The sequence below is a fragment of the Neolewinella maritima genome (genome assembly GCF_923081025.1).
GTDB classification, from domain to species: Bacteria; Bacteroidota; Bacteroidia; order Chitinophagales; family Saprospiraceae; genus Neolewinella; species Neolewinella maritima.
In genome coordinates this window covers 1052172-1066100 of record NZ_CAKLPZ010000001.1, presented here as the reverse complement: position 1 = coordinate 1066100, position 13929 = coordinate 1052172, and the positions used below count along the sequence as shown (strand labels likewise).

Below are 13929 nucleotides of genomic sequence, written 5' to 3'. Positions count from 1 at the left end.
CAATTAAAGCGGGGCTAGCGGGTAGCTTCCACTACGCCTACCCGCTCCAACTGCAACACATCCGCTACTTCCAGGGGGTAGGCAACAAGCTTGTGACGGCGAGGGATGCGGTAGGGAAAATCCCCCAGTGCCCCGGTGTGTAGATTGATCAGTAGTTCGGTGCGTTTGCGGAACGAGCGTACCCCGACTTGCCGGCGCCGGTCCTCATAGTCCGCCACGGTGGCCGGGGGGTACACTATGCGGTACAGGTCATTGGTACCGTCCTGCAGTAGCACAACCGAGGTAGTGCCGTAGCCCCCGGGGCCTCCCAGATTGGCATGCTGGGTGCTGAGCAGGTCCATGTACGTCTCGGTCTCGATGATGCCGCGACGCGCCAGATACTCCAGCAAGGGTAGGCAGCCGAAGCGGTCGTCGCCCGTACTATTCACGCGCTCCAACTCATGGAGTAAGGGCAGGTAATAGGGATAATTCTCTTCCATCGGATCGTAGCGGCGTACATGCCGCTGCCCCGGGAAGCCGTGGGTAGCAATACAGTCAGTGAGGCCCACCATATTGAGTGAGTCCTGCACCTGTCGAACCGCTCCGGGTGGCTCTGCGGTACGGATCACCACGTCGCGGTAGGCCACCCGTTCATAGCAGTCTGCCAGTTCGACGTTGAAGGACCGCTGGTAGTCCGTTTTGTAGCGAAGTAGCTCGCCGCGTAGGCTGTACCAGTCGAGCCGGGGGTGGTCCAGCTCCGTGCGGTGGCGGTCGACGTACGTCACGGGGATACCCAGCTGGACCAGCTCTCCCAGGTACAGCCGCAGCAGGTCGGGCCGATCGGCGGCACGGGCGGCCAGGGCAGCATTGTACAGATCGACCGTATGGGGATCAGCGGGTACGGCGAAGGCCAGCTGATAATACTCCAGCGCGGTATGCGGGTCGCGGCGCAGCAGGGCGTCTTCAGCCGCCGTAACCTGAGGGTTGTAATCCAGGAACCAATCCACCGCGGTAGATTGAGCGTACGGACACGCACTCCAGAGCAATAGTACTAGTAGGTGCAGCCGGCGCATGCGGTGTGGTCATGGGTTTACCGTAAGATAATGAATTTGGGGGTTGAAGCGATCTTGTCTGTGTATAACATTAATCGAATATCACGGTCGTGCTCTTATCGATTACCTGAACAGTATGGTACTATGCTCGAACAGTAGTCTACCGGTAGTCATACACCTCCCTCCGCAACTCAAACACCATACACCGGTCCCCAGCAAAATCTCGCTCATCCACGTAGGCAAAGCCCAGCTTGCGGTAAAACCGGTGTGCATCGGTATTTGAACTCAGGGGGTCGACCAGTATCCCTGAAACATCCGGATCGGCGAAAATACGGTCTGCGATCAGTGTCATGATCATCGTACCGTAGCCCTTGCGCAGATCACTCTCTTCCCCGATCCAGATATCGACCGCGCGTTTGCCGGCGTCTACCGTTCCCCAGTACCCAGTTTCTTCTTGCAATGGATCGATGATCTGTACAAATCCGATCGGACGTCCATTCCACTCGGCCATGAGTTGCTCACGCCACGGGGGACGCCGATTCAGCTCAACGGCCCAGTTCCAATCCCCCGTAGGATCGCTGTCGATGACGTGCTGCTTGCCGTCCCAGTACACCAAGACGGCCAGGTCCTCTATCGTCGCTTCGCGTAACTGCATCATGGTGGAGCATAAGGGTAGTGGCAGGTCTTACGCCACGTTACTTCCTATTGGGATGGAGGGGCGGGGTCGCAGGTGCAAGATTATTGATGAGGCGGTTGCGACTTCTAAGCCCGCTGGCTTAAAACGCCTGGAGACGCTTTATACAATATTCCCCGTTCCGTATTCTAAAATGATTCGCCTGTTTGAAAACACTACACGATAAGCATCAGAAATGCTTGGATATATCATCGAAGGAATCCATAAGGTATTTCTTGGCCGCATCGATGTCCGATTGACAGTACGTATACTGTAGTTGCTTCGCCACATCCTTTTCTAGCTGCTCGAATTGGTTGGTCATCGCGTTCAGACTTTCCCAGATACTACGCTGATCCAGTAGGGGGTAAGAGTTACGTAGCTTTCTCCACGCCGCTTCGTCCAAATACCGCTTCAGGAACCTATACTCACTACCAAGATTGACAGCAAAGTCAAATGCACAGCCGACCTTCCACGATAGCATCAGCAACAACATGTCTCGTAGCGGTCGTTCCAGCTTGCCCTTCGCGTAGAGTAGTTCAGCCCGCAGTAAGCCTTTGGTAACGTAGGTGCTCACCCACCAGAATTCGTTACAGCAGTCGCTAAACTCCCTCTGACTAGGTTTAGTGACCAGGAAATTGTCGGCACTATACGCATCAACCGCACTCCCTAACACACCTGCTTTATCGATGAGCACATCAGCCGGAGTGTCGACACATGAACCCAAGGCCTCCAGTTCAACCAGCGTCAGATCAATTCGTACATAGTCCGCAAACAACATCAGATATGCGTACCGCTGCGTGGTATCACCAGTTACAGGATCCCCTCTCGGGATCACCATACTGTCTGGAGTCTGCATCAGTATGGGGTCACCGAATACGGTGATCCACTGAGCATCGGCAACGACTTCCTTGATATCATCTACCACATACATGATATCGTAGTCTTGGTATTTGTCACCTTGAATATCCTGGTTAGCTCGCGACCCGACTAGTAGCGCGGCCAATACGCGATCGTCGTGCTTAGCAATCGTGCTTACCAGATTGAGTATTTCGTGCGGTGTCCTCATTGGTTGATTGGCGCTATGTGGTAGTCTGCTTGTGGGTTGGTTTTTAATGGGCCAGGAGTCTGAATTACGATACTCTGCAGTCTGCAAATCTGAGCATGCATCCTTCAGCATTACATCTAGACCTGTACACTCGTACGATGTCAGCAACATAGTAGCAGTAGGTTATCGATTGCTTTGCAGTTAATGGCTAACCGTTAGTAAACGTCTTGGTTTTGAGGCCGACTTCAATGGTATTCTTAGTAGAGCAAATTGGCGCCAAATTGTGGCTCGTCACCATCAGCCATTTGGTTGATCCAACCCGCAGCCAGCTTCTGAGCGTGTGGCAACGACCAGAACTTGGTGCATGCCTTAATATATTCCAGCACCGCGTTCTTCTCTCCTAGTCTTAGCAGGTCCCGGCCGAGTATCATGTTGGGCCCGAAAGAATTCAACTGGGGAGAACCGGGAGTAGCGGAGGCTGCCATCAAATATTGACGAGCGTGAGAGATGTTCCCCTGCTGTAGGGCAACTCTACCCAACAAGAGATTTGCGTGATGGATAGCATTTCCGTAGTTCCAGTCATCCGGAAAAGACGCTGCCGCCACTAGGTACTCCTTCGCCATCTCTTCGGCGATAGAGAATTCTCCCGCACTGAAGGCTATTTCCATGGGAAGACGAAATTGATAAAATTGCTCCTTTTCCATCTTGCTATATGTATCGCTGTTGAGGTCGGTTAGTGGAGTCAGTTGCTCCAAAGGCGGTTTGATGTAAAATAGCTTTCGCGAGCAGTAGATACAAACTGTAGATGAGCTCACCGAGCTCTCTGGCCCTTTCTGGGGTGAGAGCTTAGATATGAGGTCGATAATCGGTGAGATCAGTTTGCTTTGACTCCCGTTGGATAATCGTCCAGCTGACAGCTATTCTAGTTATCAGTGGTCGCGCTTTTTAAGGGAGGGGTCAAGTACTAGCCAGACCCGGTTGACGATGGGCGCGGTGTTCACGGCCATTAAGCTAAGCATTTGACGGCATTAGTCTACTGCCGAACTTAGGAGCATGACCCACGCCCTGAGCCGCTATCTGACTCTCCTGCGCAACTTCCCTGACCTCACCACGGAGGCCCAACGCGCGCAGTATATCGTCGAGCCCCACCGCCACTTCACTCGCTCCAGCCCCCTGACCTTCCGCCGCACCGTAGCCTTCATCCTGCAGCTGGTCCGTAAGTCCACCGCCGTGGAACTACACGACTTCTTCGGCTCCCTCGGTCGGGCCCCGGTCACTAAGTCCGCCTTCGCCCAGCGCTGGCGGGCCATCCGTCCGGCCTTCTTCCGCGATTTCTTCTACCGCTCGGTCCAGGACTTTTACACTTGCTTCGGCCACGCACGCCGCTGGCGATCTCATCTGCTTTTCGCCGTGGACGGCACCGGGCAGACCCTACCCCGCGAGCAATGGATCGGCCAGGCCTTTGGCTTTCATCAGAACCAGCACGATAAGGTGCCCTCCACCCGTATCCTGCTGACCTACGATCTGCTCAACCGCATCATTCTCCGGGCGGACCTGCATACTCAGCACAGCGGCGAGATCCGTCATGCTTATCCCAATGTCGAGCACCTGCCTCAACGGGCTATATATATTTACGACCGTGGTTACGCCGGCTACGGGCTGCCCTTCCTGCACCGCCGCCACGGTTCCGATTGCATCATCCGCCTCCCCGTGACCATGAGTCCCGAAGTCGTAGACTTCGTCCGCAGTGGTCAGCCCGACCGGCTCATCACTGTCCCGCTGCTGGGGCGAGCCCTGCGTACGCTGCGACAGTTGGGACTCCGCCCTGAGGAGCGTCACCCCCTGGAGCTCCGCCTGGTGCGCGTCGAGCTGCCTACCGGAGAGGTAGAGGTACTCCTGACCACGCTGATGCACCGCCGCCGCTTCCACCACCGGCGTATCGGGGAGCTCTACGGCCTGCGCTGGGGCGTGGAGACCGGCATCTCTCACCTCAAGTCCTACCTGCAGCTAGCCCTGATCTCCGCCTACACCCAACCCGGAGTAGAGCAGGATCTCTGGTCCACTTTCTGGTTCTACAACGTACAGAGCGCCTGCCTACTCGATCGCGAGCGGGCCAAGAAAGCACGTACCCAACACCGTTATTACAGCTACCGCATCAACCGCAACGTGACCGCCGGGCTGATCAAAAGGTGGCTGCCCACCCTGTTTTTGGAAGGTATCTGGCGGTGGCGCGCCCGGACCAAGGTTCTCCTGGACGAGCTACTTACCCACCTCGAACCCTATAGGCCCCGCCCGGGCCGTGTACGCATCAGACGGATCATGCGGAGTCAGGACCGACACGTTTACGAACCAAACTATCGCTCGGCATTCTAATCGTCTACCAAGGCAGCAGGTCACGGCACGGGCCGCCTCACGGCCGGACGGGGACACTATGCTTTAAAGATACGGAGCGGACGACGTGACTGGAAAACAGCGCTAATCCGAGGCGGGGCCGGCAACTCAAATACCCCAAAATTCCCTTAGCTTAATGGAGTTGGCGCAGTGTTGGGCAATTTTCTTCTTATGTCTTTGACCACTCTAATCAATGACGAGATAGGTTACATCCAGCGATAATCCAATTGTGTCCAGCACCCTAGTAGTCGTTTCATAAAATCTTTCGACCAAAGCAGTAGGCTTAAACTTGCTCACTATCCGTATTACAATCTTCTTTCCCATATATCTAGGTTCGACTTTATAAATTTGACCACTTTCGTAAAACGATACATATGCATTAACTTTTTCTTGCAAGTGATAGAGGTCAACGAGTTCATCCTCCCAGTTTAAATGATTAGAGATTGTTAATATAACCCTATCTAAACTTGGATCATATCCCATCATATCGATTACAGATGCATCACTCACTGACATGTACCTTTGACTTTAGATGACTCAGGTTATAGAATAGGTTAACGAAACAAATCTTGCGGCTACACTTCATATGGTATATTCTACCTAAAAAAGCTTATAAGCAATCCTTCGGGATAGACATTCACTTTCACAAAAAAAATAAGCGATTAAAGATTCCGATTGTAACTTAACCGCCTATTAGAGGGTATACGTGAGGTCGTCGGTGAAGCTGACTGAGCCACCCATTGATGTGATATTTAATCATGTCTACAAATTGATCTCCTGGATCGATCAACTCCATTGATGCACATAAATCTCTAAGAAATTTGATGCACTGGATGGGTTCAAATTCAGGCGGTATTGAAAAAGTTGGTGACTTCGAATTTTTAGTTTTGTGGTGTACAAGGTTATTCCTGAGCCTAAAGAGCTGCCTCATTTGCTCCAAAATATGAGAATCTTCTGGAATACCTTTGGTCGCAAATAGACGTGTTCCTATCACGAATTTCGATATAGTGTCCATTTTCTCAAGATACTTGTTAACGTAATTTGCAGACTTCCGTCTGACGCAATAGTCATAGATAAATGCTTCAAGAAATACCGCCGTCATGATTACGCAAACTATCTGACACTCTAGTTTTTCTGCAATTTTCTCAGACGTGTATGTTATTTGTCTAAAGCCATCGGTTGGTTCTTCTTCGACAAATTATATGATAGCAATTCTTCTGACTTGATTAAATATTATTTGTAGATAACTTATCAGTAAACCTGACCTTATATCTAGCGAGCCGTCCTCGTTAACAGTGATCATAATTTATTCAATTGAACGACAATATACTCATACCAGGAGTATTAATTAGAGTGAGCCAAATGGAAGGAGGATTTAAAAGGCAATATTACCCAGAGATGTTGGCAGGTATTGGCCCTAATTGTATGTCGTATGTATGAAAGCATCCATTATCCGGCCGCCTAAAGCGGCTGTCGCCCAACGAGAGGCTGTGCAAAAGCTCACGCCCAAGCTAAGCAAATTTCCGCCTACCCAGCTTTACTTCCAGTATTCCCGGATAATGGTCGCAAATGACTGTCATGAAGCGCTCAAATAGACCTATAAACGCCAAAACGGAGTCATTTCCCGCTAAAACACGCCCCCGCAACCGCCGTAGCAGTTCCGGAACGCCAACAATGGACACACTCCGCCGTAGGTTGTAGCAGCAGGCCAGCAAACTGAACTCCCCGTCTACGGCTTCCAGCCCCTTAACTAGGGTGAAGTAAGCGCCCCAACTTCGTTTGATGGTACCAAACGGGTGTTCTACGATGGCCTGCCGACTGGGATACACTTCCGGCCACTCCTGCAGCCGCTGGCGGTTGCGTGCTAGCGCCGCGGCGTGCTCGTGGTGGTGAAGCACTTTGCCGTGGCGGTTGTTTCTCGCCGCCTCGCTCAGGCACTGCTCCCGGATGGGACACTGCGCGCAGATCGTGTGGCTAATCCGGTAGCGCCGGAAGCGCCGCTCGGTTGGAGTGCGCCCCCCGCGGCTCTCCCGCTGCTGGTACCACCGCCCGTTGCTCGTCAGCTCCTCCCCCTCGGGACACACGTACACGTCCGCCTCCTCGTCGTAGTCGAACTCCCGCGCCCCGTAACCCCCGGCTGCGCGCGGCTTCGTCTTGCGTTCGGCTACGAAGGGTTCCATACCCAGGGCTTCTACTGTGGCGAGATTAGTGGCATCATAGTATCCCTTATCTGCTAGGATGTCGATCGGCTCCTCCGATTGGTCGGGCAGATCGAGGATGTCCTTGGCCGCCCCGGCCAGCCCTCCTAGGGCCTGGATGTCGTTTACGTTGGTCGCCTCCGTATGCACGATCAAGTTGTGCGCATCATCTACCACCGACTGGATGTTGTAACCCACCAGTGACTCCGTTCCCTTCACCATCATACTACGGGCATCCGCATCGGTCTGGCTTAACTGGTTGGCTCCGCTCTCGGCCAGATCCGTCTGCATCTCTTCGTACACTGCCTTGCGCTCCCGTAGCGCCGTCAACTTATCCAGTGCTTGCTGCTGTAGTTCCCTCTTGCTATCGCTGGCTTCCTGAACGTCCCGGTCGGCAAACTCCTGCAGCGCAGCGGCGATGCCCCGCTCGATCCGCTCCAGCTTGCGCTGCAGCTTGGCCCGGTTGAAGTTCTGCTTGCGCGCGTTCTGCGCGTGGATCTTCGTGCCGTCCACCGCCAGGCGTTGGCCCGCAATGAGCTCCCAGTCCTTTAGTAGTAGCACGTACTCCCGGAAAACGGCCTTGAGCGCCTTGGGGTGGTGCTTGCGGAAATCCGCGATCGTGTGGTACTTGGGCTTGAGGTTACCTATCAGCCACATCACCTCGATATTGACCGCGCAGGCCCGCTCCAACTGGCGGCTGCTCCGAATGCGGTTCAGGTAGCCGTACAGGTAGAGCTTCAGCAGCAGCTCCGCACCGTAAGCACTGGCCCCGTCGGCCTGCACGGGCTTGAAGCCGAGGGCGGGTAGGTCCAGTTGATCTACAAAAGCGGCTACGACCCGCACTTCGGCATCCGCCGGGATCATCGCTTCGAGTGGAGTAGCAAAAAGACCGAACTGGGCGGGGTTGAGACCTATCTTTTTAGGCATTTTTTGCGGGTATCGGTGAAGTACCCTGAAGATACGGTAAGAAAATAGGAAACCATACTTTTTGCACAGTCTGATGGGTGTGTTTGCGCCCGTGCGCCACCGCCACTTTTAATCGTGAAACTACTTTCCTTAGATCACGAAAATAGCTCTATCGAAGCGTCACAAAGCTAGCTCGGCGCATGGACGTAAACACATTGTTGGGCGATGCGCTCCTTCTTTTTTTAATCTGTTAGACGGGCTTTTATTTTTATTCACTATTCCCCACTGAATACTTGCTAAGTTGTTAGCGTCTCCTTGTGATGGTTTGTACAGCCGTGTCTACCCTAACATCCCAGCGATTCGTAATCCAGAAGTGAGAAATCTGCCAACATCGAAGTGAAAAATCTTAGAACCAACGATTAAGGATTGGCCGGTAAGGAGCATGGACCAAAACCCCGTAGGGAATTTTGGGCCATAGCGACGGCCGGACAAGACCGACTTCATCGCCACTTACAAATTTTGAAATTCCTTCCTTACAGCAATCTTCAGGTGGCAGTAGCCAGCAATCAGCTTGCTCTGAGTATTATTTGCTGCAGTTGTAGAAGCTTATCAGTTCTAACTTTCTACCCGGGTGCTTTACCAGCTAGCTTTTCGTCTGTCCCTGTGCGGTAGCCTTTATTGCGTGCCGCTCTTCCTTTTCTGATCTTCCAATTTTATGGCGGCAGCCAGCAATCAGCTTGCTCTAAGTAATATTTGCTGCAGCTGTATAGGTTTATCAGTCCTAACTTTCTACCCGGGTGCTTTACCAGCTAGTTTTTCGTCTGTCCCTATGCGGTAGCCTTTATTCCGTGCCGCTCTTCCTTTTCTGATCTTCCAATTTTACAGTGGAACTTACTCAGTTTATCTTCCTCAATTTTTAATGTCGCTCGGTCACCGGCTTCATTTTTGATCTGCGCGGTAGCTTTTTCTTCAACGTTCCACCAACTACAATCTTCGGTCACTTAGCTATGTCTTAAACAGATTTTTTTGAGCGTTTCGCCCAACAACCGCACCAACGATTGCGTGTAGCCCCCCAATCTACGGCAACCCATCGACGTGGACAGCTCAGTGGACGGGTAGCCGCAACGTGTCGTGTAGCCACGCAGGTTGCGTGTAGCCACCTCCCGCATGTTGTATACACGCAACCCTACGGCTTCGCCCCCCATGCGTCGCAACGCCTGCCCCGAGCCCGTACCAGCAGAGTGAAACGCCTAGCACTGGCTCAATATAGAACATCCCTGCTGCTTCCGTACTCCGCGCTCCACACCGCACCCGCGGCCCCGCCCCCTACCCCACCTCCACCATCCGTAACCCCATCTCCCCCTAACCCCTTGCCCCCTACCCCAACTTCCGCAACTGCTTCACCATCGCCCGCATGTCCTTGGGGAGTTCCGTTTCAAAGTGTAGCCACTCCTGGGTCACGGGATGGGTGAAGCCCAGGCGGGAGGCGTGGAGGGGGACGCGGGAGAGCAGCGGCCGCTCTACCTCGTGCTTGCCCTTGTTGTAGCGCCGGCCCTTGACCTCGGAGAGCATGAACGCGCTGCGCTTGCCGTAGAAGGGATCGACGATCAGGGGGTAACCGATGTAGGCCAGGTGCACGCGGATCTGGTGGGTGCGGCCGGTGAAGATCTGTACGCCGACCAGACTGAATTTGCCCAGCGGCTCCATCACCTTGTAGTCGGTGCGGGCCACCTTGCCGTTGCGGTTGGTGACCATCATGCGGCCAACCTTGGAGGGGTGGGGCGCGATGGGCTCGTCGATGGTGGCCTCGTCCGGCTGGGGTACGCCGTCGACGAGGGCGAGGTAGACCTTCTCCACGTCGCGGGCCTCGAACTGCATGCTCAGGCCCCGGTGCGCCTCGGCCGTTTTGGCGAAGACGAGCACGCCGGTGGTGGGCCGGTCCAGCCGGTGTACGGGGATGATGCTGCCGTGCTGGGCAGCCAGCATGTGCTTCAGGTTGGGGAGCTCCGGATCGTGGCGGTCCGGTACGGTGAGTAGGTCGGTGGGTTTGTTGACGACGATCAGGTGGTCGTCTTCGTGGAGCACGGGCAGTTTCATCGGCGCAAGTTAGGGTGCCAGCACGCCGGCGAGCAGCAGCAGCCAGTTGCCGGATAGCACCTGCTCCACCTCCGCCTCCGTATAGCCCCGCCCGCGCAGCAACGGACCGATCCGCTGCAGGTCCGCCACCGTATCCAGGTCGTAGGGCGACTGCTCGGTGCCGAACAGCCCGTCTAGGTCCGAACCGATGGCGATGTGGTCGGCATTGCCGGCTAGCTGGCACACGTGATCGTAGTGGTCTATGATGCGCTCCAGACCGATACCCAGCGCCCGCGGTGACTGCCCCCGCACGTAGCCGGCCTGCAGCATCCACGCATCCAGCGCGCCGCCGACCACCCCTCCCCGCTCGATCACCGCCCGCAGCTGCGCGTCGCTGAACTGCCGCTCCCCCGGCACCAGCGCGCGACAGTTCTGGTGACTGGCCAGCAGCGGACCAGTATATAGCTCCAATGCCTCGTAAAAGCCCCGGTCGGTCAGGTGGGTCACGTCGAGTAGCATATTCAAGGTATTCATCTCGCGGACTAGTTCCCTGCCCGCGGCGGTCAGACCGCTACCGTCCGAATTCGTCCCCGCCGCATACCGCCCCGGACCGAAGTGTGCCAGACCCACCGACCGCAGCCCCTGTGCGTAGTACTGATGCAGATGATCCAGCGTCACGATCGAGTCGGCCCCCTCTAGGGCCAGCACGTAGCCCACCGGCAGGGCATTCGTTGTCTCCGCCGTGCGCCACAGCTCCAGGTGCCGCTCCAGTCCCGCGCGATCGCTGATTTGCACCATCTCCCCCAGCCGCTCCATCTCGCGGTACCAGGCCAGCTGCCCCTGCGCACTGGCGTAAGCCTGGGCGGGGGAGTGCCAGCCGGGCAGGGCCAGGTTCTTCTGCCGACTCCCCGTAGCGGAGTAGCGCGCGATGAGGGTAGCAAACACCAGCCCTACCCCACCCCGCCGCAGTTCTGGTAGCGCTACGGTGCCATGGCCGCGGTCGGGGTAGTCGTCCAGCCCGAGGGCCAGCTCGCGGGCGCGGATCTCGTGCACCGGCCGCGTCAGGTCGCGGTTCAGTGTCATGGCGTTGGTGGCCAGGTCCAGGTGGGCGTCGACGATGAGGGGGAGCGGTGGCATGATGCACTGAGTTTACACGCTGATCATCCGGTCGCGGGCAACCACGCGCCAGGGCGTACCGACCCGGCCGTCCGTCACGGGCAGCAGCCGCTCGTAGGCGCTTACGGTCGGACACACGTGCACCGGCACCGCAAAGTGCACATCCCCCACCCGGTGGCGCCGCGCGTCGGGTACGGTCACCACGAGGTGCTCCTCCGACTGTCCGCGGATCGTATAGTCGTCCAGCGTAGGGATCACCACCCGGGGCTGCGGCATCTCGGAGGCAACGGCCTTGTGGCCCAGGTCCAGACAGATCGTCCGCCCGTCCACCACCGAAAGCACCCGCGTCAGCAGCAGCGCCGCCGGCACGAAGCCCAGCTCCGGATAGGCCGCCCCGTAGCCCGCGTCCCAGAAGTAGAAGGTGCCCGGGCTCACCGTCGTATCCGGCCGCCCCACGTAGTACGCAAAGGTCGGCGAGCCCCCCATCACCAAGTGCAGGTCGCGGCCGACTAGGGCCTGAAGTTCCGTCCGTAGTGCAGCTACGCGTGCGTAGACCTCGTCCGCCCGGGCCCTCCGGATCACTGGATCATGGTCGTGCAGGTGGCCGTCGTATACGTGCAGTCCGGCGATCCGTAGGCCCGGCAGGTCCTTGATCCGGCGCAGTAGGTCGGGCGCGTCCGCCGGTGCGATGCCGGTTCGGTCCATCCCGATGTTGATGTCCAGGTACACGGTCAGTGAACGGTCCGCAAATACCTCCGAGGCCAGCGCGGCACTGGCGTAGTTGTCGACCAGACTGCCATAGTCCGTGGCCGGATACTTCTCCCGCAGCGCCGCCCAGCGCCTAGCCTTCGGGCCAGAGAGCTGGTAGCTCAGCAACACCTCCCGCGCCCCCACCTCACCCAGCAGCTCCCCCTCGCTCACGGTGCTGCACTTGAAGCAGTCGATGCCCCGTGCCAGGGCCATACGCGCTACCTCGCGGCACTTAACGGTCTTGATGTGGGGGCGCAGGCAGTGGCCACCATTGGCCGTAGCCGTAAGGGCCAGGGCGCGCTCTATATTCTGGGCGACGAGCTCGGGGAATACGAGCAGAGCCGGTGAGTCGATGGTCTCCACCGCATCGACCCGGTATCGTGCGTCGAGCGTCCACTGCAGCGGCCGGCTCACCGTGCGGCCAGACTGACCACCACGTCGATCTCCACCTTGATGCCGTGGCCGAGTACCGACTGCACCGTAGTCCGCGCCGGCCGCACCCCCGTGAAGTAGGTGGCATAGACGGCATTGAAGCGTGCGAAGTCATTGACATCCGCTAGGTGTACGGTACTCTTGAGGGTATCTTCTAGCCTGGCTCCGGCTGCCTCTACGATGGCCTTCACGTTGTCCAGGGTACGGCGGGTTTCTTCCTCGATGGTCCCCAGCCGGTATTCGGAGGTCGTGAAGTCTACGGCCGCCTGTCCGCTCACGAACAGCAGGTCGCCGCAGACGACGCCGTCGGAGTATGCACCAGTGCTGAAGTCGGCCGCGCGCTGGGGGTGGGTGATCTGTGTCTTCATATCCCGTGAATGTACGAATAAGCACAGGTCGAGTGGCCTCCGGTCCGAGACTCCGACACCCGCCTGCAGTGGCTTTGCCACTTCCTCGGTGCTGTACTCGGACCGGAGGCCACTCGACCTTTTATCCCCCCGTCGAGCGTACGATCACATCCCCCACGGCCAGCACCCCGGTACCCGAATGCACCAGATTCACGCCAAAGTTGATCTTGCGCCCTACCTTTCGGTAGGTACTCAGCGTAGCCAGCGGCTCGCCGGCTGCGTGGACCTGCGCAGTCACCGGATCGACGTTCGGCACCCCGCAGCGGGCGCAGGGCTTGACCGCCGCGAAGCCGATGCCGTTGATCGTGAAGTCGCCGAAGCCATCCTCCGCGTAGGGAGCCGCGCCGCGGCAGACGATATTCGGTCGAAAGCGCACGACATCCAGGGGCGACGCGGGGGCGAGCCGGTCGTTGAGGTCCTGCATGGACGCCTCCCCGATCAGCAAAAAGGGGTAGCCATCGGCAAAGGAGGTGAGGATGCCGGCGTTGCGGGGTTCGCGCAGTTCTACCGGTCGGTGACTCGCATCGGGCATATACACCAGGTGGCAGTCCACCCCCAGCCGCTCGGTGAACCAGCGGTCGGCCGCGTCGCTCACCGTACGGGCGCGGACGGTATCGTCCCAGACGACCACCTGCAGTGCCCCACCCGGCCCGTGCTGCGCCGGTGCTGGCAGGTCTAGCGTACTACCCTCGAAATCTACCGACACTCCACCCTCCTTGTGCAGGGCGGTGCGGAAGCGGGTCAGCACCGGGTGCTGGCGGATGGTGATAAATTGCCCCTGCGGCGTCACGAGCATATAGCGGCGGTCGTGCGCCAGGCCGCGATCGGTCACCCGCGCGGATGCCACGGAGATACCCGCCAGGCTCTTAATGGGATACACATACAATTGACTCAACGTAAGCAT

12 protein-coding genes are annotated in these 13929 nt (G+C 57.1%); 1 reads left to right on the top strand and 11 read right to left on the bottom strand.

The window, feature by feature from the left end:
- Nucleotides 1–14 precede the first annotated feature (14 nt).
- From MJQ68_RS04300 to MJQ68_RS04285, 4 genes are all read right to left on the bottom strand, one after another.
- Nucleotides 15–1052 (bottom strand): hypothetical protein, encoded by a 1038-nt coding sequence (locus MJQ68_RS04300; protein ID WP_238749748.1) that lies wholly within the window; start codon nt 1050–1052, stop codon nt 15–17.
- Between the two features lie 139 nt (nt 1053–1191).
- On the bottom strand, nt 1192–1689 hold the full coding sequence (locus MJQ68_RS04295) for a GNAT family N-acetyltransferase (protein WP_238749747.1): 498 nt from the start codon (nt 1687–1689) through the stop codon (nt 1192–1194).
- Between the two features lie 205 nt (nt 1690–1894).
- On the bottom strand, nt 1895–2920 hold the full coding sequence (locus tag MJQ68_RS04290; protein WP_238749746.1) for an aminoglycoside 6-adenylyltransferase: 1026 nt from the start codon (nt 2918–2920) through the stop codon (nt 1895–1897).
- An 86-nt stretch (nt 2921–3006) separates the two neighbouring features.
- The gene (locus MJQ68_RS04285) at nt 3007–3504 is read right to left on the bottom strand and encodes a hypothetical protein (protein WP_238749745.1); all 498 of its coding nucleotides are present in this window, start codon (nt 3502–3504) and stop codon (nt 3007–3009) included.
- Between the two features lie 298 nt (nt 3505–3802).
- Between MJQ68_RS04285 and MJQ68_RS04280 the strand changes: the two genes are divergently transcribed.
- On the top strand, nt 3803–5122 hold the full coding sequence (locus MJQ68_RS04280; protein ID WP_238749744.1) for an IS4 family transposase: 1320 nt from the start codon (nt 3803–3805) through the stop codon (nt 5120–5122).
- A gap of 204 nt (nt 5123–5326) precedes the next feature.
- On the opposite strand, the gene MJQ68_RS04275 is transcribed toward MJQ68_RS04280, so the two are convergent.
- From MJQ68_RS04275 to MJQ68_RS04245, 7 genes are all read right to left on the bottom strand, one after another.
- The gene (locus tag MJQ68_RS04275) at nt 5327–5656 is read right to left on the bottom strand and encodes a DUF6572 domain-containing protein (RefSeq protein ID WP_238749743.1); all 330 of its coding nucleotides are present in this window, start codon (nt 5654–5656) and stop codon (nt 5327–5329) included.
- Between the two features lie 995 nt (nt 5657–6651).
- Complete coding sequence (locus tag MJQ68_RS04270; protein WP_238749742.1) at nt 6652–8265, bottom strand: IS1182 family transposase; 1614 nt, start codon at nt 8263–8265, stop codon at nt 6652–6654.
- A 1356-nt stretch (nt 8266–9621) separates the two neighbouring features.
- Entirely contained in the window at nt 9622–10341 is a 720-nt protein-coding gene (locus tag MJQ68_RS04265; protein ID WP_238749741.1) for an RluA family pseudouridine synthase, read from the bottom strand.
- A 9-nt stretch (nt 10342–10350) separates the two neighbouring features.
- Entirely contained in the window at nt 10351–11457 is a 1107-nt protein-coding gene (locus MJQ68_RS04260) for a dipeptidase (protein WP_238749740.1), read from the bottom strand.
- A 12-nt stretch (nt 11458–11469) separates the two neighbouring features.
- Nucleotides 11470–12600 carry a D-TA family PLP-dependent enzyme gene (locus MJQ68_RS04255; protein ID WP_238749739.1) on the bottom strand — a complete coding sequence of 377 codons (1131 nt, stop codon included), beginning with the start codon at nt 12598–12600 and terminating at the stop codon, nt 11470–11472.
- Nucleotides 12597–12986 (bottom strand): Rid family detoxifying hydrolase, encoded by a 390-nt coding sequence (locus MJQ68_RS04250; protein WP_238749738.1) that lies wholly within the window; start codon nt 12984–12986, stop codon nt 12597–12599. Before MJQ68_RS04250 ends, MJQ68_RS04255 begins: the two co-directional genes overlap by 4 nt.
- A gap of 121 nt (nt 12987–13107) precedes the next feature.
- Nucleotides 13108–13929 (bottom strand): MOSC domain-containing protein, encoded by an 822-nt coding sequence (locus MJQ68_RS04245; RefSeq protein WP_238749737.1) that lies wholly within the window; start codon nt 13927–13929, stop codon nt 13108–13110.